At 34.7% G+C, this 25040-nt stretch carries 16 protein-coding genes; 8 read left to right on the top strand and 8 right to left on the bottom strand.

What is annotated here, in order from left to right:
- Positions 1-235: 235 nt before the first annotated feature.
- Positions 236-1939: a lysine--tRNA ligase gene (lysS, locus tag ABWU62_RS07570; protein ID WP_353288019.1), complete on the bottom strand. Its 1704-nt coding sequence runs from the start codon at positions 1937-1939 to the stop codon at positions 236-238.
- Between the two features lie 64 nt (positions 1940-2003).
- On the opposite strand from lysS, the gene ABWU62_RS07565 reads away from it, so the two are divergent.
- The 8 genes from ABWU62_RS07565 (at position 2004) to rsmD (ending at position 17183) form a co-directional block, all read left to right on the top strand.
- On the top strand, positions 2004-2300 hold the full coding sequence (locus tag ABWU62_RS07565; RefSeq protein ID WP_006015054.1) for a type IV secretion system protein VirB3: 297 nt from the start codon (positions 2004-2006) through the stop codon (positions 2298-2300).
- A gap of 9 nt (positions 2301-2309) precedes the next feature.
- Positions 2310-4715 (top strand): VirB4 family type IV secretion/conjugal transfer ATPase, encoded by a 2406-nt coding sequence (locus ABWU62_RS07560; protein WP_353288018.1) that lies wholly within the window; start codon positions 2310-2312, stop codon positions 4713-4715.
- Positions 4708-7260 carry a type IV secretion system protein gene (locus ABWU62_RS07555; protein WP_353288017.1) on the top strand — a complete coding sequence of 851 codons (2553 nt, stop codon included), beginning with the start codon at positions 4708-4710 and terminating at the stop codon, positions 7258-7260. Before ABWU62_RS07560 ends, ABWU62_RS07555 begins: the two co-directional genes overlap by 8 nt.
- Positions 7261-7277: 17 nt before the next feature.
- The gene (locus tag ABWU62_RS07550; protein ID WP_353288016.1) at positions 7278-9629 is read left to right on the top strand and encodes a type IV secretion system protein; all 2352 of its coding nucleotides are present in this window, start codon (positions 7278-7280) and stop codon (positions 9627-9629) included.
- A complete protein-coding gene (locus ABWU62_RS07545; RefSeq protein ID WP_353288015.1) occupies positions 9626-12574 on the top strand; it encodes a type IV secretion system protein in 2949 nt (982 codons plus the stop codon). Before ABWU62_RS07550 ends, ABWU62_RS07545 begins: the two co-directional genes overlap by 4 nt.
- A 96-nt stretch (positions 12575-12670) precedes the next feature.
- On the top strand, positions 12671-15916 hold the full coding sequence (locus tag ABWU62_RS07540) for a type IV secretion system protein (RefSeq protein ID WP_353288014.1): 3246 nt from the start codon (positions 12671-12673) through the stop codon (positions 15914-15916).
- On the top strand, positions 15900-16529 hold the full coding sequence (locus ABWU62_RS07535) for a hypothetical protein (protein WP_353288013.1): 630 nt from the start codon (positions 15900-15902) through the stop codon (positions 16527-16529). Before ABWU62_RS07540 ends, ABWU62_RS07535 begins: the two co-directional genes overlap by 17 nt.
- Before the next feature lie 105 nt (positions 16530-16634).
- Positions 16635-17183 carry a 16S rRNA (guanine(966)-N(2))-methyltransferase RsmD gene (gene rsmD / locus ABWU62_RS07530; protein ID WP_353288012.1) on the top strand — a complete coding sequence of 183 codons (549 nt, stop codon included), beginning with the start codon at positions 16635-16637 and terminating at the stop codon, positions 17181-17183.
- Here rsmD and ABWU62_RS07525 read toward each other — a convergent pair.
- The 7 genes from ABWU62_RS07525 to icd all read right to left on the bottom strand — a co-directional run bounded on the left by ABWU62_RS07525 (position 17141) and on the right by icd (position 25016).
- On the bottom strand, positions 17141-17473 hold the full coding sequence (locus tag ABWU62_RS07525; protein WP_353288011.1) for a hypothetical protein: 333 nt from the start codon (positions 17471-17473) through the stop codon (positions 17141-17143). The two genes, rsmD and ABWU62_RS07525, sit on opposite strands and share 43 nt — an antisense overlap.
- A gap of 4 nt (positions 17474-17477) precedes the next feature.
- On the bottom strand, positions 17478-18068 hold the full coding sequence (locus ABWU62_RS07520) for a COQ9 family protein (protein ID WP_353288010.1): 591 nt from the start codon (positions 18066-18068) through the stop codon (positions 17478-17480).
- 18 nt (positions 18069-18086) lie between these two features.
- On the bottom strand, positions 18087-19619 hold the full coding sequence (locus tag ABWU62_RS07515) for a Mur ligase family protein (RefSeq protein ID WP_353288195.1): 1533 nt from the start codon (positions 19617-19619) through the stop codon (positions 18087-18089).
- A gap of 721 nt (positions 19620-20340) precedes the next feature.
- A protein-coding gene (locus ABWU62_RS07510) for an IS630 family transposase (protein ID WP_353287306.1) occupies positions 20341-21346 on the bottom strand; the annotation gives its coding sequence in 2 pieces (ribosomal slippage) (positions 20341-20883 and positions 20885-21346; 1005 coding nt in all).
- A 333-nt stretch (positions 21347-21679) separates the two neighbouring features.
- Positions 21680-22318 (bottom strand): endonuclease III, encoded by a 639-nt coding sequence (nth, locus tag ABWU62_RS07505; protein ID WP_353288009.1) that lies wholly within the window; start codon positions 22316-22318, stop codon positions 21680-21682.
- A gap of 21 nt (positions 22319-22339) precedes the next feature.
- Positions 22340-23506: a molecular chaperone DnaJ gene (locus ABWU62_RS07500; RefSeq protein ID WP_353288008.1), complete on the bottom strand. Its 1167-nt coding sequence runs from the start codon at positions 23504-23506 to the stop codon at positions 22340-22342.
- 82 nt (positions 23507-23588) lie between these two features.
- Positions 23589-25016, bottom strand: a complete 1428-nt coding sequence (icd, locus tag ABWU62_RS07495) for an isocitrate dehydrogenase (RefSeq protein ID WP_353288007.1) — start codon at positions 25014-25016, stop codon at positions 23589-23591.
- Positions 25017-25040: the final 24 nt, after the last annotated feature.

Here is a 25040-nt window from a genome sequence, read left to right as displayed (position 1 = left end):
TATAGCGAGTTTTAATAATTTAAATTGATAATGTGCTAACAAGCGCGATTTGGCTGAATGTAGAAAAAATAAAAAAGACATGCAGCCGCTATAATTTTATGTAATTTGCCAATAAATATCTGGATTTTGTCGTTGAGCCCAAAAACAAGGATAAATACTCTTATTAATATAAGAAGGAAAGTGGGAAAGTTTGTCAAGTAGTAAAACTAGAGAGCTCAAAAAAAGAAGGTAAACTCTAAAGTGTACGTTCAGTAGCACTTTCTATAAGAGAGATTGTATTATCTATCCCATAAAGCTTGATAAAAGATCCCATTCTAGGACCGGTTTTTTGGCCAAGCAGTGTTTCATACAGCAGCAGAAACCAATCGCGTAAGTTATTGTAATTATGTTTTTTCCCGATGGAGAAAACCTGAGATTGAATCTCTTCAGCAGTGATTGTAATAGGCAGGGAATGTAGGTTATTTTTTAAATCTAGTAACGCTTCTTTCTCTTTTTCGTTTGAAGTTTTATACGCTTTTGTTGGCTTGATAAAGTCGTGATAATACCTAACTGCAAAATCCGAAAGCCTATCTAGCATTTTGTTGCTTTCTGGTGTAACGTTTGGTGCATAAGTTGATATAAAACCCCAAAGAATCTCTTTATTTTCAGCATTACAAGCTGCTGCCAGGTTTAAAAGTAACGAAAAATTTATGCCTGAAGTTTCCACATTTGGAACTTTACCTTGGTGGATGTGCCATACAGGATTAGATTCCTCATTAGGTGTCATTCTAGTGCTTGATACTGGAATCCATGCTTTTTCTTTCTGGATCCCGGTGTCAAGCACTGGGATGACAGCAGAAGACTTTGGAATGACAGTAGATGATTCTGAAGTAGATGCATTATTTTTCTCATTTTCATTATAGCGCTTAACAAACTCCAAATACTCATCGGTTGATTTTGGTATCACATCAAAATGTAAACGTTTAGCTTTTTTAGGACTCTGAAAGATGTATAACGCTAAACTCTCTGTGGGTGCATAAGTTAGCCACTCCTCAATTGAAATACCATTTCCTTTTGATTTTGATATCTTCTTTCCTTCTTTATCAAGAAATAACTCATAGCAAAACAAAAGTGGTGGCTTTTCTCCAAGTATTCTGCATATTTGACTTGAAAGCACAGCAGATGGAGTCAGATCCTTTCCATGAGCTTCGTAATTAACTCCAAATGCAGCCCATCTCATTCCCCAATCAGGTTTCCATTGCAATTTGCATCTGCCTTTTGTTACTGGAACTTCTATTTCTTCTCCATTTGCTTCTTTATATTTGATTGTTCCTTTATCTGTATTTCTTTCAATTACTGGAACTTGTAGAACTTGAGAAGTTTTTGGGCATAACGGTAAGAATGGACTGTAGGTTTGCTGTCTTTCTTCTCGGAATGATGGAAGCATTACCTCCATTACTCTGTCGTAATTTTTCAGCAAGAGTAAGAGCTTTTCATCGTAAACACCAGATCTATAACACTCTGTAGCGCTTCTAAATTCGTATTCAAATTCAAACAAATCAAGAAATTTACACAACAACGAATTCATGTGATGACCATAACTCTCATGAGTGCCAAATGGGTCAGGTATCATGGTTAATGGCTTGTTCAGATTCTCTCTTAGCATTTCCTGATTTGGTACATTATCTGGTATTTTTCGCAAACCATCCATATCGTCGGAAACTGCAATGATTTTGGTTTTTATACTAGGAGCTATTTTTTTTAGAGCGTTTGCAATAACTGTGGTACGAAAAACTTCCCCAAAAGTACCAATATGTGGTAAACCTGAGGGACCATAACCAGTCTCAAATATTATCTCTTTTTTATTAGGGAATTCTTGTAGTATTTTTTCTGCTTCTTGAAATGGCCAGCTTATAATCATTGAATTTAAATTAATTATCTTACCTAAAGTGCTATTCATTTCAATAGATTTTTAATTAATGATGTAGTATTAGTGTTAGAGCTCTTATTAGAAGGTTAAAGATATGTCTACTGGCAGCATACAAACGAATCAATTATTTAAAGGTCTTACAAGACCTGCAATGCTCTTTGGTGTGAGTTATATGTTTGCAATATTAAACGTTCTAATTTGCATGCTAATTTTCATTAATACAAATGATCTTAGAGTAATTCTTCTGATGTTACCAGGTATACATGGACTTGGCTATATAGCTTCTGCAAAGGAACCGTTGTTTATTGAGTTATTTATGGTAAAGTTGGGAAAATGCTCCAAATGTTTAAATCGGTTTTATCATGGAGCCAATTCTTATGACATTACTTGATGTTATGCAATGTTGAGATTTAGAGCTATTGAATCAAAGAATAAATCTATTCTAGGTAGGGAGGTCCACGCTGCTGAATTTATACCTTATTCTTGCTATTGGAATAGTACAACCTTGATAACACAGCAGAATTGGTTAGTTAAATTTATAAAATTAAATGGCTTTGCGTTTGAAACAGCCGATGATGAAGACTTGGTGATACAAAATAACATCAGAAATCAGATGCTAAGAAGCATTTCATCTCCAGCATTTAGTTTGTACTTTCATACCATTAGGCGCAAGAAGAATATTTTTTCTGATGAATTTGCAAGCCAGAATTTACCAAATTTTTTTGCTAACCATGTAAATCTAAAATGGAGAGAAAAACACGCAACTAGGCAATCTTTTATTAATGATTTATACATTACGATTATTCGTAGGGCAGACACAAAGGGAGTAGAATTTTTATCACATCTACTGAAAAAAATTGGGCATGTAACTTCAAAACATGCTTGGGAAAGTGATATGCGTGATACCTATGAAGATTTAGAGGAAACGACAAATCGTATAGTAACAAGCCTTAGGAATTATTCGCCTAAAGTACTTGGAGTAAAAGAAACTCCAAACGGACTGTTTTGTGAAATAATGGAGTTTCTGTCTAGAATTGTAAATTGTGGGTTTATTACAAACACGCTCTTTCCACTAAAAACTGAAATATCAAGATACTTACCAGTTCATAGGTTATTTTTTGGCCATAAGATGATACAGGTTGTGACTCATAATGAAAGTAAATATGCTGGAATAGTTAGTATCAAAGAATATGGAAATAATACTTCTGCAGGAATGCTTGATTCTTTTTTACAACTTCCTTATGAATTTATTATCACGCAGTCTTTTCAATTTACAAATAGGCAAATGGCAATTGCGAAAATGCAGATACAGCAAAATCGTATGATACAATCTGCGGATAAAGCTATTTCTCAAATAGCGGAAATTTCTCATGCGCTTGATGATGCAATGAGTGGTAAAATTGCGTTTGGTGCACACCATTTAACTATCTTATGTATAGAAAAAAGCCCTAAATCATTGGACAATGCTTTATCATTGGTTGAATCGGAGCTTTCTAATTGTGGTGTTTATCCTGTTCGTGAGAGAGTTAATCTAGAACCAGCATTTTGGGCGCAAGTTCCTGGTAATTTCGATTGTATAGTGAGAAAAGGTACAATAAGTAGTCTTAATTTGGCCGGTTTTGCATCTCAACATAATTATCCTACTGGTAAAAAACTCAATAACCACTGGGGAGATGCTGTTACAGTTTTTGATACAACATCTGGCACTCCGTTTTTCTTCAACTTTCATATAAGGGATGTTGGACATACTATGATAATTGGGCCAACAGGTGCTGGCAAAACTGTTTTAATGAATTTTTTATGTGCTCAAGCAATGAAATTTTCTCCAAGAATATTCTTTTTTGATAAAGATCGCGGTGCAGAAATTTTTTTAAGAGCACTTGGTGGTATCTATACTATAATAGAACCAAGAACTAAGACAAATTTTAATCCTCTGCAACTTGACGATACTCCTGATAATAAAACATTTTTGATGGAATGGATAAAATCTTTAATTTTAGTGTACAACGATAAATTCACTTCAGAAGATATTGCTAGAATTAATGATGCAATTGAGGGAAATTTTAAATTAAAAAAAGAAGACAGATTTTTGAGAAATCTTGTACCATTTTTAGGACTTGCGGGCCCTGATACTCTAGCTGGAGCAATATCTATGTGGCATGATGATGGCTCTCATGCTGCAATATTTGACAATAAAGAAGATTTGCTAGATTTTTCAAAAGCAAGAGTGTTTGGCTTTGAGATGGCTAGCTTGCTAAAAGATCCTGTTGCTCTTGGGCCGGTCTTGATTTATTTGTTTCATAGGATTAGTATATCGCTTGATGGCACTCCATCTATTATTGTTCTTGATGAAGCATGGGCGTTAATAGATAATCCAGTTTTTGCACCTAAGATAAAAGACTGGTTGAAAGTGCTGAGAAAGTTAAATGCTTTTGTGGTTTTTGCTACTCAGAGTGTTGAAGATGCAAGTAAAAGTGCTATTAGTGATACGCTTGTACAGCAGACAGCAACACAAATTTTTTTGCCAAATCTGAAAGCTACTAGTGTCTATCGAGATGTTTTTATGTTAACTGAACGTGAGTACATACTGATCAAACACACAGATCCAAGTACTAGATTCTTTTTAGTAAAGCAGGGAGTTAATGCTGTAGTAGCTAGAATAGATCTGAAAGATTTGGATGATGTGGTCAACGTATTATCTGGCCGTGCGGAAAGTGTTCTATTGTTATATGATATACTGAAAGAAGTCGGAGATGATCCAAAGATGTGGTTGCCTGTGTTTTATCAAAAGGTGAAAAATGTTTAAAACTAAACTGTCATTACTGTTAGTTGCGATATTTTTGTTAAATATAGATTTTTTGCTCTCGTATCCAGTGTTTGCAGATACAGTAAGTGGTACTGACAAAACGAAATTTGTTAGCAGATTTAATTCTACTGGTAGCTTTAGCCGTGCCTCTAATCCTGACTGTAAGGCGTTTGAAACAGCTGCAGCAGTTGCTGGGATAGCAATTGCTATTGGTGCAATATTTACTGGTATTGTTTTGATTGTCTCTTCTGCTGGTTTATTTACTGCTCTTGTTATCGTTGGAATGATAGCTGCAATTGTTGGAGTCTGGAAAGCAATAGGGGGGCTTGTTGTTTGTGAACATAGTTTTGTTAAACACCCAGTTGCACGTGGTCATGATGGAAAATACAAAAATTTTAAAGAAGACACAGGTTATAGTGGCTGCACCAATAAAAATTATCGAACAGAAGATGAATATTTTTCTTGTTTGCAAGATAAAGCTCGGGAAAACGTGAACAAAAAAGACTATGACGGGAAAAGAGTAGAAAAAGAAGCCTTAAATTCTAGCGTTCAGGAGAGTACAGAAAGTTATTACTGGCCAAAAAACGGTGTGCAATACAGTGAATATATAGAAATATGTCATCGAAATCCTTTAACTTTTGGTAATCTTTTTAACAAGAAAGACTTTGATTCCAGAGAAAAACCTGGATATATAGACTTTGATGTAAGGGAAAAAGATACTGGATATGTAGATGGGTCATGGTCCCCGACGGTCGATGGTGAGCTGAAATGTAAAGTTCTCAAAGCAGGACAGAGCGAACCCATACATGGATCAACATTTAAAGCAGTGAAAAAAATGGGCAGATTATGTGTGGAGTTAGCAAGTGTGAGAATGCTTGGTATCGAAATGATTCCTTGGCCGCAAGGGGTTGATATGGGGTGCACGGAATTGCCACCTGACCCACTTGCTCCTATGTGTGAAAAATCTGTGATGAAATTCAAAAATAAAGATGGTACGGGTGAATATAAGGTTGATCTTAGCGACCTTATAAATAAAGATAAAGATTATAGAACTATTATAAGGGAAAAGGAAAAAGAAGGAAAAATTTTTGTAGGTTATGACAATAAAAGCTGTTTTAGCTCGTATGTCTCTGAAGCTTGCTACAATCAAGCGGGAAGTAAGTCATTATCTCCTATTCCTATAACTTCTATGATAGTGCAATGCATTAAGGAATCGTTAGATAATTTAGTTGCAGGTATTGACTCAAATGGTGATAAGCTAAAATATGAAGATGGAGAAAAAAAAGGACAGGAGAAGGGTAGTTTTTTATCTGTAGCACAAGGAAGGTTGAAAAATACTGTAACTGCTGTTCTAGTTTTAGCTTTAATACTGTTCTCTATAAAAGTTATGTCTGGTGGAGTGCGTAGTCCGCAAGAAATGTACATGTTGATCATTAAATTCGCTTTAGTGATTTACTTTACGACAGGTAGCACTATGTCTCATTATTACGGGGAATTAACAAAACTTTCGAACGGCTTATCAGAAATAGTGCTTAAAGCTTCATCTGAGAGTAAAAATATATGTAATTATGAGGCAGGTAAAGATTATGAATACGATCGTGCAGGGCAGAAGGTATCCTACAGTTATCTTGCACCTTGGGATAGGCTTGATTGCAGAATTTTATTTTATTTAGGTGCCCCTTTAGATGGAATTGGTGGCAAAATTGGTACTGGAGGTGTTGCAACGTTAGCGGTTTTGCTTGGCGCTGCTCCTGTCTTGTTAGTTGCAGGTTCGGTGATTGGTATTATTTTCGCTGGTGGACAAATTTTAGTAGCTCTTGTCTGTATATTTATGGCCATTTTGCTGATGATGGTTATTTTGTGGATGTGCTATGTATTTATTTTATCTCTAGTTGCTTTAAGTGTAATTGTTATTCTATCACCTTTGTTTATTCCTATGGTTTTATTCCAACACACCAAAGGATATTTTGACGGCTGGGTGAAAGAGTTAATTACCTACAGTTTATACCCAGTTATCCTTTTTGCTTTTCTATCTTTTATGTTCATCGCATGTGATAAAATCTTTTATAGAGGTCTAAATTTTGAGAAAGAGCAACTAGGCAAGGAAACATATTGGTTTAAATTGAAAGAAGGAGAATGTACTAACAATCCAAATACTTTAGCGTGCATGCTACAAGAATACAAATGGGAGAAAAGTATGCTGCTTGGTCTGGTTGATTTTGCGTATGTTGAATTTAGCAACTCTGTACTTGGAGAGTTAATGAAGTTATGTTTGGTGCTATTTTTATTTTACCATTTTTTAAACGTTCTTCCCGGCATGGCTGCTGAACTTGCTGGTAACCACAGAGCAGCACTTGGTTCAGGCAGCACTCCTGCACAAATGGTGAACAAAGCTTTATCTGCTGCCAAAGCTGCTGCTGGAGGTGCTGGTCAAGTTGCTGCTGCGGCTGTAAATAAGGCAAGAGGGGCTATTGGAGGAGGTGGAGATGCTAATAAGGGATCGGGATCCTCCTCTAGTGAAACTATAAAATCAGGTGGAGAGTGAGCGCAGGTGAGTAAAAGATGTTTGAACATTTGAGCAACCAAAACTTGGGTAAGCTATGCATAAATTTTGTGATACTCTTTTTATTATCTGGGTGTGGGTGTATTAAGCCAGAAGATTTATCAGGTTTGCGTGAGAAATTGGATATAGTGTCAACAGAGCAGAAATGGGTTGATTCTGGTATCTATATCTCAGATAAAACAAAAGTAACAGAGATTAATATAGTACCTGACGAGGTTAATTTTTGTTCACAGTATAAAGATTTTGCAATTCGACCTGGAGAAAATCCTGTGCTGTTGCCGTTTGCGCTGAGAAAGGGAAATACACTAAGCTTTAGTGTTGTTGGAAGTAAAATGTGTGAAAATAATAATGGCATGATCACCTATAAGAAAATTAACGAGAATTGTGGTGAAGAGGAAAAGGAGTATTTTTCACATATTTTAAACCACGAGGATTGTCAAGGTGGAATATGTCCTAATAAATATGAAATAGGCAATGCACAATGGTTAAATGGAAAAGAGTATTGGTCTTCAGAATTAGATCAAAGTGAAAGAGAGGAAATTAAAAATGTCATCAACTCTATAAAACAACAAGGGGAAAATGTAGACTGTAGCAAGCTTTCAGAGAGCAGTGCAAGTAAGATAGATACGCGCATTTTAAATTTACTCTGTGGACGTATATGTAAATTTTCTTCTGGCAGCGGAAACAAAGATTGCGCGTATATTGAATACAATAGTATAGAAGATGAGATATCTAGGTCTGTCAATATTGAAGATATTAGTAAAATACTAAAAGAAAAACAGGTAAAAACTGACATTACACTTTTAAGGATTAGCATGAGTGATGAAAGTTTTGAACATATTTCAGGAGGCGGTATATGTACTAATTGTGATCATAAGATAAATAATGACCATCCAGTACCAAAATTAACTTTCGAGTTAGGTAATAGTAACGGTAAAGGTGGTTTTAACATAAGAGTAACAAGAATCCCTAATTTAGAAAAAAGCTTATATATAAGTGTTTCTGACAAATTTCCCGAGCACAACCCTGGTGAAACTCAGGAAGATATACCTGTAGACATTAGCAAAGTTTATAATACTCAATATATGGAAGGCTTAAAAGAAAAGCTAAAGGACAAGAGTGGCACTATATATTACGGAATAAGAGATCATGGCTGTGATTATAAGAAAAATGAAGGTCAGTTTAGCATTAACCTTACAACTAAAGAGCCACCTGTAAGAACTTTTAGTGCGATATATAATTTCTTTGATGAAAAAGTGAAAACTGCATTTTTTGGCTCTAGCTACAAAGACACTAATGCGACTCACTCTGATAATAGCCCTGTGAGGTCTCTTTACGAAAGTTTTATAAAATCAAACAGAACAAATACCATTAGATCTACGATAATATCGCTACTAGTATTGTATATAGTCTTATATACCCTTTATTACTTTTTTGGTTTAACTCATGTTTCTATATATGAGTTTTTAATTATATGTGTAAAGATAGGAATCATTACCCAGCTATTGAAGGATAATAGCTGGAACTTTTTTTATAAAAATGCATTTTCTATTTTTGTTAATGCTCCAAAACAGTTAATAGAAATAGCAAATTTCAGAGGTACAACATCAAATGTTTTTGAGTTTCTTGATTTACCACTCAATAGATTTTTATCAGCACACTCAGTGTTATTAATAGTATCCCTTATATTCTCCGGTCCTTTGGGTATTGTGTCATTTTGCTTGGTGATTTGGGGTTTGATAACAGTAAGCTTATCAATTTTTAATGCCTTATTTTCTTTTATCACATCTATAGCAATAGTTGCATTATTGCTTTCCTTGGCGCCTCTTTTTATTATTTGCCTTCTATTTGGATATACTAGACAGCTGTTTCACAATTGGGTCAAAAATTTAGCAAGATTTGCAATTCATCCGGTAGTGCTTTTAATTTTTATATCATTAATAAGCCAGGTTATGGATTATATTGTGTATTCGGTCTTTAATTTTGAGGTCTGCCCTACATGTATACTTAATCTTAACTTAAAGATTTTTAATCCTTGTATTCTTTATGGTTATGCTTCCAAACATGCACCTAACATCACAGCTATGATGGCTTTTGTGATTTTGGGACATGCCATGAAAGCTTTAGTTGAGGCATCTTCAACAATATCTGATTCGTTGTTTGGTGTTTATGTAGCAAACGAACCAGGAAGGCAATATCAGCAAAGCTTAATGGGAACAGTAGGTTTAGATGAACAAAGTATTCAAAGAAGAGCAGGTCAGCAATCTGGTACACCAAGTCGAAGACCTCAAATACCACAATCAGCTCAAAGATCAGCACCTAAAATACCGACAAACACAGGAAATCAATGATGAGCAGAAGATCATTATTATTGATACTATGTCTTGTAATTACTGGCTGTACAATGGATTGTATTGAACCTAGGTTGCAGAGCAGAAATACTAGTGTCAGTATAGATGTTCCAGTTCGTGAAGCTGGCGAAGGAGTTAAAATTCATTGGGTTGATTCTGGTCAAGTAATTAGCAAGGATGAGAAAATCAAATTTACTCTTGGTGGGTCAGTAAATTTTTGTCCTCTTAAAGAAAAGAAGAATCCAAAGAAAGTAGTTGTGCCTGCTGTATTTTGTACTGATGATTCAGAGCCAGATTATGAAAGTGCTAAGAACATTAGTAGTGTACCTAACAATTATGGCATTAATGAAAATGAATTTTGTAATAGTAAAGGATTTGGTGGCAATAGACGTTATGTAGATACTGGAATTAAAGTAAATCCTGGTGATAAGTTAAGCTTTAGCTTAATTCCCAGAGAGATAACGATTGATTATGACAATCCACAAGGAAAAGGTATCAGTTTTGATGATAATTGCTATAGAACTGAAGAAGGGGATGAAAAAGACAAAGCTACAATAAAAGACATGATAAACGGAGGAGAGTTCTTTTGTGGAGAAAGTGGTAAAAGGACTAAAGTAGAATTTCCGTCGCTTAGCAAAGAAAAAATGAAGAAAAGAAAAGTGTTAGTTGGTAACGGCTACACTCCATACGATAATAAAGTACATTTTAATAAGGATTATATTAAAGATGAAAGTCCATGGATGAATGGTGCGTTGTTAGATATACGACGAACTAAAATAGGACTGAATGAATTATGTAATGGGAAAAGGTGTGATTTTAATGAGCTGAACAAGTACAGTTCTTATGAGCTTAATTGTTACTATCAGAAGATATGTTATGCCAAACAAGGTATGGATTTTAATGGAAATTGTGTTTCTTCTGTAAGGTACAAAAATTATGATAAGAACAACAAATGTGATATGTATTCTCATCTTAAAGGAGTTGAAGATAAACTTAAAAAGATTGAAGAAAATAAAGATAGCACTGATTTTATATCAAACATTGAAGAAGAAACTGAAGATATCTCCTGGGCCGAAGCTCTTGTTGCAAAAATTGGCGATTTTGATGATCAGGATACTGCTAAAGGTATTCAATGTTTTCCAAATGAGAAAGGTGCGAAAGGAGATAATGTATGTTCACAGATTAATTATAAATTTGAAGATTACTCTCTGAGATTAAATCATGATTATAAAATAAAAGGTATAACACCTGGTAGTAGTGTGATGCTTGCTATAGCAAGTAATGGCAACTACCAACTTTATAGAGGTGGATATCATGTTGAAGTGACTAGATCGTGCAAATTCACTGACGGCAGAAAGTTGTATGTGTATCTAGGTGATGAGCTGCCTAAAAATAGACCTGCTGACACTAATAATTTTAAAAGAGTAAGAGATTTAATTAAAGTTAAAGAAGATAGCATAAAATATTACATAATAGATGGAAGTCATTTGGGGGATAAAGAATCTAAGAAGGTATATTTTGGTATTAATGTGCACAATGTAGAGAAAGATGATATTACGGACAAAGAAGGCAAATATTATGAAGATAACAAATACACAGTAAATTTATTTTTAAAAAGAAAAATAAACGATTTTATTTCATCAACTATAAGAAATATCTTTTGTATTGCAACAGGAAGAGAATGCCCCTCATGTGATACAACAGCAAGAGAAAAATGCTCCTCATGTACTGAGACAGCAGGAAAAAAATGCGAAACAGGAATTGTAGGTAGTGTTGAAGATTTATACAAAGGATATGCAAGAGGCCTTCTACAAGGAGTAAGAGCTTTGCTTATTCTATACGTTATATTTACTGTTGTTGGCTATATGCTTGGAACAATACAATTAAGTAAATTCGATTTTATTATAAGAATATTCAAAATAGCATTTATAGCTTTTGCTTTTAGTGATAGAAGTTGGGAATTCTTTGGTACAACTTTGTCTGGGCTTTTTGTTGATGGTAGCATTTATTTAGTTGATAGTTTTTCTGGCTATATAGGAGAAGGAGGTAAAAAATTTGCATTCTTAGATTTAACAGCGGGAGTATTATTTACAGGAGAAACATGGCTGAAATTTTTGTCTTTAATGCTATCAGGACCTTTTGGCTTTATTGCATTTTTGGCAATACTTTATGCTACTTTTGTGTTTTTAAGATGCATTATTAGTGCTACGTTTAAGTATGTAATATCTACTGTTTTAGTGGCATTTTTATTGTCATTAGCACCTTTATTTATCGTATTTATTCTATTTCAACAAACTAAAACATTATTTGATAATTGGATAAAAACGCTGGCTCATGTTTCATTGCAACCAGTCATTTTATTTTCATCCTTGTCTCTTTTAAACCAGTTAATGTATTCAGTTCTATACAACCTCACAAATTTTTCTGCATGCTATCAATGCTTAATTAGTGTAAATTTTTTATCGTATGATCTGTGTCTTATGAAATCAATATTACCTCTTGGGTATAGTCCTGGTACTAGTGTTGATGTTGCGCTCAGTACTGGAGAAAGGGCTGGTGGGCACTTTGCAGCATTACCTATAGATCTAATCCAGGCATTTATATATCTCATCATTGCTAGTGCAATGGAAGCTTTTGTTTCTATATCAGAAACTATGGCGCAGGCGTTGTTCAGCTCTGGTTATGGAGTTGCCCAAAGTGTTAGTCATATTTCTAGGAGCGCATCACAAGCTATGCTGTCAACTGTTGGCCTTGATGATAGAACCCAAAATATGATACATAACATCAAGCAGGGAATGAGTAAAGATCGTAGCAAAATTGAAGCTAAATTGCCTGATACACCAAAGCAAGCAGATGAGAAAGGGAGTTCTGGCGAAAAAACGAGCAAATCTGAAACACTAAGCCAGCCAGATAAGCAAAAGGATTCTGATAAAACAAAAGGATAAGTCAAGGAAGATTGATGAGATATATGGAGTAACTAATTAAAAAGATATTTGAAGTAAGGTTTTAGAAATTTATTCTGTATTGGAAAAAGTTTAGGTATGCAATCACGCTTAGGCAAATGTTGGTTTAGGTTATTAATTTTGGTAATCTGTGTTCTGGTTACAGGTTGTGGTAAGAATGATATGCCTTTTCCAAGATGTATATCTGCTGATTATTTTGGTCCTGAACCTATTGCAATTGGTGCTCATTTTCCAATCGGTCATGATGCGTTTTTTCCAGAAGGTGAAAGTGGAGAACCTATTGATCCTGAAACCGGAGAAATCAATTATGGTTTTCACCCTAATCAAGTGGTGAAGTGGAAAGATACTGGATTTGAAACCAATGGAGATAGTTTAGTAGTACGAGTAAATGGTGCATGGACGTCTTGGAGTAATAATAATAAAGAATCTAAAGGTAGTTATAATTTGCAAAGCTTGGAACAGCTAAAATATGCGACTAAGTTTGAAGGTAAACAAGGCGATAATAGTTTGCCTGACTTTTGCTTAATTTGTAATGATTACGAATCTAGTACACAAAAAATTTCAAGTAGTCCTAATGCAAGTTGTACTGTAAATTGCAAGTGTATTAGTGAAGATGATAACAGAGAAAAACGCGGTGCTCCATGTTGGTTTACTAACGGCCATGGTGCTTATCTTTTATTTAAAAGGCCTAGCGATTCTAGTCCTAACGAAAATTTAAAATCCATGCGTAACCCTGAGTCTCCTACTGTACATCTAGGTTACAATTCCGTAGCGGAAGATGGAAGTGGGCTTTTTACTTTAGACAGAGATAACACCACATTACAGGACAGGAATTGTAATACGGTGAGGTTAGAAAAAGGATGGAAAATATATGTAAAGATATTAGATAGATATTATCTAGATAATGCAGGTGGCTACTCTTTTGAATTTTTGAGCGGAGTGCAGAAACCAAGTACCTTTGGATTTTTTGATTACGTTTATAACTATCTAAAATGTGTATTATTGATTAACGAAAATTGTAAAAAGCATTTTGATAGCAATGATCCTGCATCTGCACAAGCTATGTTTCAAAATATAGCTGAAAGAAGTACGAGCTTTCACAATTTTGTTCTTTCCTTGCTTGTTCTATTTATAGTGATTTCATCGCTTCTTTATCTTTTTGGAATGATAAGAGAAACTAAGCATGATATGCTCATCAGAATGATGAAAATCACTCTAGTAATAGTGCTTATATCTCCTGGAAGTTTTAGATTTTTCTATGATCATTTTCTTGTTTTATTTGTCAAAGGTCTTGAACAATTGATAAGCATAGTTACTAATTTTGCTCCCAACATGAACACCGGAGGTAATTCAAACGTTGCTCAAGGAAATGAAGCTAAATTGTTTAGCTTCATGGAGGATATGTTTAATAAGTTTTTTGCTTACTCTGTTTGGAAAAAGTTTGCAGCATTTTTACATTATCAAATGTGGGCAAGTCTCCTTATGATACCGGCAATTTTTATAGGGATTGTCTTATATTTCCTGCTGTGTATGTATGCTTACATAATATTCCTTTCTGGTTTTATGGGTATAGCTTTTCTTGTAGCTATAATGCCGCTATTCCTAATCTCTATTTTATTTTCACCACTGAAAAGTCTATTTGAGGGTTGGATAAAATTCTGTATTAGTTTCTGTTTGCAATCAATTATGATATTTACCCTGCTGTCATTACTTGCTGCGATGATAATGAATACCTTTTATAAACAGTTAGGCTTTACTGTGTGCTATAATAAATGGCTTGAAATAAAGTTATGTGCTCCAAGATGGGTATTTGGTGGTTTTTGTATAATTGATAAAGAATACTTTAGCTGGACTCCAGGGCAAATTTTTGTACCTTATGCTATTGGAGAGGCTTCTCCATTGAACGTAGATAAGAATATAGAAGGTATAGAAAAACTAAGCAGAATAGGTGGTACAGTAAAGTTTACTGGTGGCACTGGATATATCCCTCTTCCACCAGATTACATTAATAAAGGTTTTCGTTATATAGATTATCCTTTCTTTAATCCAATTCCTGGAACTAAAGATAATCCAGCAGACCACTATATTGCGGAAAGTGATATGATAGTTAGTAATGGCTGTAGTGCAAAAGATCTAGTACGCTTAACAAATAGTTTATCTCATGCATCAGAGAGGGCTGACATTATATTACTGATCAACAATATAGAGAAAAGGATAGGTGATGTTAGTGAAATAATAAAACGCTACTGTCAAGATATAAATAAATGCAATAGTTATAGGGAAATAATTAATGAAATAAGATCTTTAGTGCGGAGTGCGATAAAAAAACAAGGTTGTAGAATACTGAAACTTCATGATTTATATAAGGATCCCAACAGTGAATACTGTAAGAAATGTAAAGATTGTGAGGATTGCAAAAATTATAAAGAAAATAGTGATTACCAAAGGGTGCAAGACATACAGAGAGGTTATTTAATCAACGCAGGAGAGATCTTTGTATTGTTCTTGCTTTCGTTTTTGATGTTTTCTTTGAAGGAGTTTGTACAACAGATGGGCTCAAGCATTGCCGGTGGTGGGTTTGGTGTTTACAATATATCTAGTATGTATCAATCATCACCTGTGACTGGTTTAATGCAGGGATTAAAACAACAGATGCAAGATAAAATTGGTGGAGGGCTAGAGTCTTTAGGTAATTGGGCTACTCATGTACCGGACAGATTAGCTGGAGGTACAGCTAATTTGCTAGGTAGAATACCAGGAGTTGGGGGTGTGCTGAAATATGCTATTAATGTGCCACGTAAGCTTGTAGGTGCTACTATTGAAGCAACAAAATTTGCAACATTACCTAAAAATGATGTTGATAAGCTTGAGGAAAAAATCTACAGGGCGTTTGGAATTGATAAAGAAGATATTGCACGTAGAAGAATTGATAAATATTTAGAATATTATAAAGGATATGTAGGATCACATTTGGGCTATACAATAGAAGATGCTATGAAGTTTACTTGGGAACATGGTCTCGACTCTATAGGAATTAACCCTGCTACAGGAGAAAAGGATGGTTACCAGCATAATCTACTCTATAGAGCAAAAACATATAGACGGGAATTTCTTGAGAAGCTTCATGACTACACTATTGGCCGCAAGAGAGAACCAGAAGAAGATGAATCATCAAAAGAAAATAAGCCTAATCAATCAAATCGAAAATTAGGTACGGAACCAGAAACCCTAAAAAACACTACAGAAGCTATACGTGCCGGAGAAGATAGAGAGCGTCAAGATAATGAAAGGAATGAGAACATAGAGAATGATGAAGAATCGTAATTTCAAAGGGCTAAGTTATTATGGTCTTCAGCAAGACGAAGATGGTAATATCAAGTTAAACGATTACAATGATGTTTTAAATGCGCGCAGAGCGAGGGTAGATTTGTTACTAGATAGCACTAAGCAAGGTGATGTTAGTCTTTCAAAGTTAAATAAAGCTCTGAATGAGAGACTTATAGATGATAAAGGGCTATCGTCAGAATTTGACAAAGAAGACAAAGAAATTGCACAGAAGGAGCTTAAGATGTTCTCTATTTTAGACGATCTTGATAATCTTGCAAACATTGAAAGTGAAGATCTATTAGAGGTTAGTTTGTTACTATCAGATCTTAGTTTTATAGAGAGAAATATTGTGTTGAATGCCGATCAGAGTTCTGATCTAATAGGGTTCAAAAGTCTATTTATAGAAAAAAAAGCATCTGGTGAGGAATATAGTGATGAAGAGTGTCACAATTTCCTCGATAATATAGAGAAAATCAATACTATAATTAAGTTAGAGTTAGAAAGTAGAATTGAAGGGCTAAGTCATGATGAAAAAAATAACCATGATGATTTACAAGACGAGATTGGTCGTGCAGTGAGTATAGCAAATAAATCAAAGAAAGGCGATTGATCTTGCACTTCTCCACAAGCAACTTTCTCTCTATTAGACTACTAAAGCCATGTTGACATTAAATGTGTATTATTAAATAATTAGTTAATTTGGAGCTTATTCTATATGCTACGTGTTACTGCAGGCAAATATCGTGGAAGAAAAATAACCACAGACAAGCATTTAGCTGCACGGCCAACTATGAGTATCGTCCGAGAAGCAATATTTAGTACACTTTCTTCAAGAAAACCTATTGATAACTTGAATGTGCTTGATTTATTCTGTGGAAGTGCCTCTTTTTCATTTGAAGCGCTTTCTCGAGGTGCTAAACATGCATTTATGGTAGATTCAGATTATTACAATTTGCAACTGCCTAAAAAAACAGCAGAAGATTTTGGAATTACGAACGATATCACGTTAATTTGTTGCAATGCTAACGGATTACCAAGGCCTACTTCAAAGTGCGATATAGTTTTTATAGACCCACCTTACAATAGCAATCTAGTTGAATCAACGTTGAATGGACTAGCTCGCTCAGGCTGGTTAAGTGATGATGCATTGATAATTCTAGAGATTAGGAAAAACGAAGATTTTGAGTGCAATAAAAACTTCAGTATAATTTTGGAACGCACCTACGGTATAGCGAGAATAATTTTTCTTTCTCTATTAACTTGAACTTTCATATACTTTTCATTGATGAGTTCCAGTTCTATTTTCGTCAAGTTTCCGGAGAAATTACTTATTCTGTACTGCCCTAGATCAAAATTTTTATTAAATTCAGAGTCTATTAAATATTCATGCGCTTCTTCAATAAATTTATTTTCTTTTTCTTCGTAACTGTTGTATTTTGTTATACCATTATTATCCTCACGATAAACTAAATGTTCTTTATGATCAGCATGAACATTTTTATTTTCACAAACCTTTTCAGGATTGTGTTCAAGTACTTTTCTACCAACAATCAATAGCTTATAAGAAATTTCCTATGATTCCTTTTAAGCGAGTTTTGAATTTTTGAAATGTCATGACATTGTTGATACGTTTGTCAAGAAACGACAGGGTATCTGCAAAATCTTCTGAATAATCATTGATAAAAAAAAGTATCGTACTTAAGTACACTCCAGCTAATATTGCTCTTTTTGTATAGTAGTTAAAATCTGTTGATTGATCATGAATGCCATACCAAATCGCGCTAACAGTTCTGTACAAGAGTTTACTAGAAAAATATGTATTTTTGGGTAATATAGAGAATGATAAAACATTTTTTAAAAACTCTCTGTAATTTTGTAACTTAGCATAGTTTGAAAGGCGTATTTGGACAGCTAACTTTATCCGCTCTCTTACCTTCATATCTTCTAAATTGGAATTCCAAAGTTCAGTTTCCATTGAGCTATTTAAGTCCTCTGCTATGTACTCCAAAGCACTATATATTCCATTTTGAAATTTACAAAAACTATTGGCTAGGTTAAGGTTCGTGCACACTTTCAATAAGGTTGCATCACTTATTCCTTCAAATGGAATAACCTTAATCAGCTCATCTACTATTAACTTTTGTTCCATACAATATTATACTAAACATCACATATAATTATACCTGAGATTTTCAAACATTCTGCAAAATGCTTCACCGCGCTCTTCAAAATTTTTCCACTGATCAAAAGAAGAACATGCAGGAGAAAGTAATATCGCTACTTCTTCTTTGCTATTTATGGCCTCTTCAAAAGCCAGTTTAAATGCGTTTTCTAGATTATAGCACTTCATATAATCTATTTTGTTCTCCATAATGTTTGCAAAAACTTCAGTTGATTCTCCAATAAGAAAAGCTTTTCTAATCTTGGTGAAATGCTTGCTTAATGATTCTATTCCGCCTTTTTTGCTTTTTCCGCCAACAATCCAATATATGTTTTTATAAGATAAAATTGCCTTTTCGGTCGATTCTGCATTGGTTGCTTTGCTATCGTTGATAAAAAGTACATTATGTATTTTGCCAAGAAATTCATTTCTGTGTCTTAGCCCTGGAAAGGATTTGATTTCATTGACAATAGTGCTGCTATCTACTCCAAGTAACTTGCACACAGCGTGTGCAGCTACTATATTTTCTACATTGGATACTAGGTTTACTTTCATATCACTCATTGATAAGTTGTGATTCTCTAGTTTTAGCGAGATCTCCTGGATCTCGGCGCCCCTTTTGTCATCCAAGTAGCTGACACTGGGATCCAGATAATTTTGATCTATACCAGTAATCTGTTCACTATAATCAAGCAAATTGTTATCTGCCAATGATATTAGATCTCTTGCACTACCCTCTGCCATCTGAGTAGTTGGCAATGGTTTTTCTTTTCTGGTCACGCGCTGGAATGGCACCAGGGAATATGTTACTGAAATTGGAATTTTGTTTCCAGTGAATTTATTGAATACATCAGCGGTAATTTTGTTATCACATCCTATCACGGCAATCTTGCTACTGTTTATCAGTTTTAATTTAGTTGCTATGTAGTTATTCATACTTTCATGTCTATCTATGTGGTCTGGTGTGATGTTGAGCAATACAGAAATGTCTACATTAATTTTATTTATTAGCTCCAATTGAAAAGAGGAAAATTCAATTACATAAATTTCTGCGTTTCTCTCTAAATCCAAAATAGGCACACCTAAATTCCCTCCAATAGCTACTTTTTTGCCTGTGGATTTTAATATGTGCCCTATTAGTGACGTGGTGGTTGATTTGCCATTTGTTCCGGTGATGCCGACAACCTTCTGGCTTGTAGTTTTAGTTTCAAGAAATAGCTCAATGTCTGATTTTATTTTGCAGTCAAAGCTTCTTGCAAGTTTTACTATCCAATGCGTTGTTATTGGCACCCCAGGGCTCAAAATTAGTGTGCTTATCTCATGCCAATTATGCTCATTGGGATGAATGAAATTACACTCTTTATATATTATTTTTGCATTTGCTATTTGCTCTTCATTATCATCCCATGCGTATATTTTTGCACTGCTCTTTGTTAGAGCATTAATGACAGACAAACCAGTTTTACCAAGACCGAAAACCGCAACACTTTGATTTTTGTATTTGTTTAGTTGCACTGCTAGATAATTTATGCGGACTATTTTATAAAAATATCGTACAAATTACAACAGATTTCTTAAATGGTTTTTGGTAACACGTAACTGTTGTAACAGTTTCAGTCAATAGAGAACCCTTGACACATTTTGCCAACTCCCTTATTATGATAATAAGAGTATTTATCCTTGTTTTTGGGCTCAACGACAAAATTCAGTAAAAAAACTCATGTATTTATTGGCAAATTACATAAAATTATAGCGGCTGCATGTCTTTTTTTATTTTTTCTACATTTAGTCAAATCGCGCTTGTTAGTACATTATCAATTTAAATTATTAAAACTCGCTATACGGGGGTTCTTTTGTCTTTTTTTATTTAGTAAATTTCTTAATATTTATAACTAAAAGAGCAGCGCGTGACGCACAGCTGTACGAACATTGAAAATGTCATTCAAGTAGCTGACACTGGAATCTAGAAATAAAGAACCAATGTCTGGAAACCGGAATGACATCATCATAAGGTAAAACTGGATTACAGCGGATTTCTTGCATAAACATCTCAGTCTGGGGGATCCAATAAGAAAGGCTGGATCCCAGTGTCACGCACTGGGATGACAAGAAGAGTTGGTCCAGGTTATATTTTGGTGGGGAAAGTTACACCAAGGAATAGCGTTGGGATGACAAGAAAGGAATAGCACTGGAATGACTGGAAGAGGACTACTCGGATGACATCATCATAAAAATCAGCTACTTATACCAACTCTCATTATTAATGAACCAAATAAGAAGCATTGCAGAGTTGTTTAACCGTGGAAGGGGAAAGAGAGGTAATAAAATTACACAAAGCGCTCTCAAGCAGAACAATTGTATCGTAGATTTTATTGCGCAAAATGTTCTGTTTTATATATAACCAAAACCTCTCAACAGGATTGAGGTCAGGTGAGTATGGTGGTAGGTATATAATTTCGATATTTTTAGGTATCTTTAAACTTTTTGACTTATGCCAACTAGCGCAATCCATCACGAGAAAAGCCTTTCGTATTCCTAAATATTGCGACATCTGTTCAAGGAATATATTTATACAAGCAGTGTTGACGTTTGGTGCAAATAAGCTAAAATTCTCTCCATTTCTGGGATTAACTGCACTATAGAGATAAAAATTTTCCCTACCTAATTTTACCTTAACCTGTGTCCTACTGCCTTTTTTAAACCACCCATGTCCAACTTTTGAATGTGTACCAAACCGTGATTCATCGAAGAAAAATAGCTCTTTTTCAGAATGCATGACAATAGTTTCATTGAGGTTTTTTTTTAAACTCCTCTTGCTTATTTTTATCCTGTCCACTATGAACTGGTCTTGGTGTGATATATGAGAATTTCATTCTTTGCATATTACGATGTATTGTGGATTTGCTGATATTCAAACCAAATCTTTCTTGGATTCTTATTCTCATTTCTCTAATAGTAATATTGGGGTTTTCCTCTATCCACACCTCAATTTGTTCAAGTTGACTTTGGTTCAATATAGTTTTTCTACGGCGTTGAGGTGGAGAAAATAATTTTTCTTCTCTTCCAAATTTTATGTGCTTTATCCATGTAGTAATTGCCTTTCTCGAAATGCAACATATTTTTGCTACAGCTGTTATACTGTGCTTTTTTGCTGCAATTACAGCATTTAGTTTTTTTGCAACATACGCATTATTTCTTACTTTCTTCAGCATCTCTTTTGCTGATTCCACCACTTTTTCATCCAATAATTTTGATCTTAATGCCATCTAAACCTCGCTATTTTACTTACTCCAGTATGGCTTTTTTTCCATTATTGTCTATTCGTTGCTTGTATAGCGGGAATTGGTATTAAATGAAACAAAGAGGCAACTTGTATGACATTCCATTATGTCATTCCAGCGCGTGACGCTGGAATCAAGAAATAAAGAACAATGGATCCAGTATCAGCTACTTGAATAACAAGAAGGAGAGGACATTCCACCATATCATTCCAGCACTTCTTATTACCTGTTCTGGATTCCAGTGTCAGCTACTCGGATGACACCATCATAGAGATCAGCTACTTGGATGATAAAAGTAAGGAATATCGGAGTAGTGTGCTAGACTTTATACCTCTTGCATTCAAACTCACATAAATCATGAATTGTGCACGCTTCACACAAAGGTTTTTGTGCCTTGCAAATGTATCTACCGTGTAAAACTAGCCAATGATGAGCATAAAGTAGGTATTTTTTTGGAACAACATTCAAAAGAGATTGTTCTGTTTTAAATACATCTTTTTCTTTCACAAGCCCAGCTCTATTGCTTACTCTAAAAACATGAGTATCAACTGCCAATGTTGGAATAGCAAGCCCTGAATTTAAGAACACATTAGCGCTCTTTCTCCCAACCCCTGGTAAAGATACCAAATCATCGAAATCAGTAGGCACTTTGCTATTGTGCTTCTCAATCAATATTTTGCTGAGCCCGATTATGTTTTTTGCTTTGGAATTATATAAACCAATACTGCTTATACATTTTCTTAGCTCACTTTGCCCAAGATTCAGCATTTTTTCTGGCGTATCAGCGATACTAGATAGCTTTTTTGTAATTTTATTAACGCTGACATCGGTTGTCCGTGCTGACAAAACTATTGCAACCAGAAGCGTAAAATGATTGGTATAATTTAGCTCTATTTTTGGTGTAGGATTTGATTGTTGAAACTTCTCAAATATCAATTCTACTTTTTTTGAGTCCATGCATAGAGCTAAAAGCTTATACTACACTGTTTGTTGTGTAAATCCAACTCCTTGAGGTTCAAATTGCTGCTCTGCCTTGACATCAGACATATTAGTGTTAAAATTCCTCTCAGCAAACTCGCTTGCCACTTCTGCAAAACACTTTCTAACAAGAGGCATGATAATTGGCATTAACAGTTTTCGTGGATCATACCGTCCTAACAGATCAGTTTCTTTTTGTACTCTATCTCTTGAATCCTCTTCTAGTAAATCTTTTGTATGCTTGTCAGCATATATTTCAGAGCCTTTTGAGAAAATAGGAGCTAATGCTTCAATTAATACTGCCAATAACAATAGCGGACCAAGTATAGCTCCACCAACAGTTAATCCATTAGCAATGAAATTTGTTGTAAGTAGATAAACAGAAAAAGCAGCTAAAGGATAGTTGATAAGAAGCTTACTGCCTAGCATGATATAGCTCATTTTACTTATGAATTCATCAGTAGAAATTTCTGAATTTTCATACTTCTTCTTATAATGATTCGCTAATGAACCAATGACTTTATTATCAATGATATTAAATGCTATTATATACCATGAAAAATAGCAACCTATAGTAATTGTAGTTAATATAGTTAAAGGCAGAATACTTATTACTTGTACGAGCAATAGAGCATTTTTGCGCTCTATAAATTTCAATGCTAACTGTTTTTTATCCTCATCTACTAGATCCTTTTTGTTCTGTAGAGGAGAAATATAAGAGCGTAATTGCTCAACATCATCTCTAGCACAATCCCCATAAAGCTTTTTTCTAATTATAGAATTCAATTTTTCGTAATCCCCACCTATAGCTTCTTCACCAATCCCTAGTGTATCGAACAGCTTTTTCCTATAGTGAAACTCTCTTGCCGTTAAACGTCCATCACTTTCAGCGCCAACACTGACTTTAACACAAGGATTTCCTAATTCTAAAGGCTCAATATATTTTTTTAGCTCTTGATAAGCTTTATAAATTCGATCAAATCTATCTTTGTCTCCACCTTTGTCAGGATGATTTACAAGAATTAACTTCTTATGCTGCTTCTTCAAAGTTGCGCTAAGCTCTTCATAATTCTTGTCTACAACTTGCTCAGCTTTTATTTCTAATACTTTAAGCAGGTCAGCGTTATCATAAAACTCCTGACTAGTTAACTTAAAATGTTGATTCATTACTGTGCCTCACATAAATATACCATGCTGTTAGCATACCACATTTTGTATTTTACACAAGCATAAAAATATTCAATGATCATTAAGAGAAAAACCCTTCTTTCCCATCATATAAATACAACTTATCCATTCTCACTACATCAAAGCTATTTTCTTCAAGTTTTATTAGTAGGTTATTTACATCACTATTTGTAATAGCTTGTTTTCCATTATTTGCGATAAACCTGCAGGTTATTTGATCACTTGAAGATTCTGAACTTCCTGGCCAAATTGCAAGACCTTTTGAGTATATTGCTATCATTTGCAAATTACTCGATTCAAATAACCTAACTATTTGATCAAAGTTGCTAGATTTGTTCCAAGCAAGCGTTATGTCGCTACCAACCAATTTTCTAACTTTGTAATCCTGTTCATATTCATTCTGTGTTTTGTTCACTTTACTATCTGCACCGCTACCAATTACAAGCTCAGGTAATATTCCAGGTTTCTTTTCTAGATTATCTATAACGGCTTCTTCAAATTCTTTGGTACCAACTTTTTGTTTACTCCTTTTCTCTTTATATAAATCAGCAGTATGTATTCCATCCTCCAAAGTCTTCAGCCACGCATCATAAATTAGTTTTGCAGTAGCAGCTTGACCTATGTAAATTAGCATATGCACTGCAGCATTTAAAAGTCCTGAAGGATTAGCTATATTTTTTCCTGCAATATCAGGAGCAGAACCATGCACTGCTTCGAACATTGCATATCCATTACCTATATTGCTACTTCCAGCGAGTCCTACAGATCCAGAGGCTTGTGCCACTATGTCTGATAATATATCACCATACAAATTCTCGGTTACTATAACATCGAAATTCTCAGGCTCTGTGGCAACACGTGCCATTCCAATATCAACTATATAATGTTCTGCTTTTACATCTGGGTATTCTGCTGCAATGCGATCAAACGCCGCATGAAAGGTGCCATCAGTCATCTTCATTATGTTGTCTTTAGTTAGGCAAGTTACTTTTTTTCTGTTGTGTTTTTTCGCGTATTCAAAAGCATACCTGCATATTTTCTCTGAACCTGACTTAGTAATAATTTTAGTGCATTGGTAAGAATCACCAGTGAGCCTGTGCTCTATTCCCGTGTAAACGTCCTCTTCATTTTCGCGTATTACCACGATATCAAACTTATCAAATTTATTTTCTATAACAGGATGATACGAAATACACGGCCTGATATTTGCATATAACCCTAAATTCTTCCTCAGTGCAACGTTTAAGCTTTTGTGCCCTTTACCTTGAGGAGTTGTTGTCGGAGATTTGAGTAATATCTTTGTCCTTTCAATTGACTCCCAACCACTTGGAGAGATTCCGTGAGACCATTCCTTACTATAAACACGCTCACCTATTTCAATAATATCTATTGAGATCTTCGCTTCTGCTTCGCGCAATATCGACAGCACCGCTTCCATAATTTCTGGCCCGATACCATCGCCATACGCAACTGTGATTGGTGTTGACATAACTTTCCTAGTGATAAATGATTT

The sequence above is a fragment of the Wolbachia endosymbiont (group B) of Gerris lacustris genome, assembly GCF_964028355.1.
In the GTDB taxonomy this organism is placed as follows: domain Bacteria; phylum Pseudomonadota; class Alphaproteobacteria; order Rickettsiales; family Anaplasmataceae; genus Wolbachia.
The sequence above is the reverse complement of the archived record's forward strand: the minus strand, read 5'-3'. Positions and strand labels throughout refer to the sequence as shown.

Coding starts and splice junctions, on each gene's coding strand:
- lysS (WP_353288019.1), bottom strand. CDS start 1,939: ATGAATAGCACTTTAGGTAAGATAATTAATTTAAATTCAATGATTATA.
- ABWU62_RS07520 (WP_353288010.1), bottom strand. CDS start 18,068: ATGGAACAAAAGTTAATAGTAGATGAGCTGATTAAGGTTATTCCATTT.
- ABWU62_RS07565 (WP_006015054.1), top strand. CDS start 2,004: ATGTCTACTGGCAGCATACAAACGAATCAATTATTTAAAGGTCTTACA.
- ABWU62_RS07535 (WP_353288013.1), top strand. CDS start 15,900: ATGATGAAGAATCGTAATTTCAAAGGGCTAAGTTATTATGGTCTTCAG.
- ABWU62_RS07540 (WP_353288014.1), top strand. CDS start 12,671: ATGCAATCACGCTTAGGCAAATGTTGGTTTAGGTTATTAATTTTGGTA.
- ABWU62_RS07560 (WP_353288018.1), top strand. CDS start 2,310: ATGTTGAGATTTAGAGCTATTGAATCAAAGAATAAATCTATTCTAGGT.
- ABWU62_RS07550 (WP_353288016.1), top strand. CDS start 7,278: ATGTTTGAACATTTGAGCAACCAAAACTTGGGTAAGCTATGCATAAAT.
- icd (WP_353288007.1), bottom strand. CDS start 25,016: ATGTCAACACCAATCACAGTTGCGTATGGCGATGGTATCGGGCCAGAA.
- ABWU62_RS07555 (WP_353288017.1), top strand. CDS start 4,708: ATGTTTAAAACTAAACTGTCATTACTGTTAGTTGCGATATTTTTGTTA.
- nth (WP_353288009.1), bottom strand. CDS start 22,318: ATGGACTCAAAAAAAGTAGAATTGATATTTGAGAAGTTTCAACAATCA.
- rsmD (WP_353288012.1), top strand. CDS start 16,635: ATGCTACGTGTTACTGCAGGCAAATATCGTGGAAGAAAAATAACCACA.
- ABWU62_RS07500 (WP_353288008.1), bottom strand. CDS start 23,506: ATGAATCAACATTTTAAGTTAACTAGTCAGGAGTTTTATGATAACGCT.
- ABWU62_RS07545 (WP_353288015.1), top strand. CDS start 9,626: ATGATGAGCAGAAGATCATTATTATTGATACTATGTCTTGTAATTACT.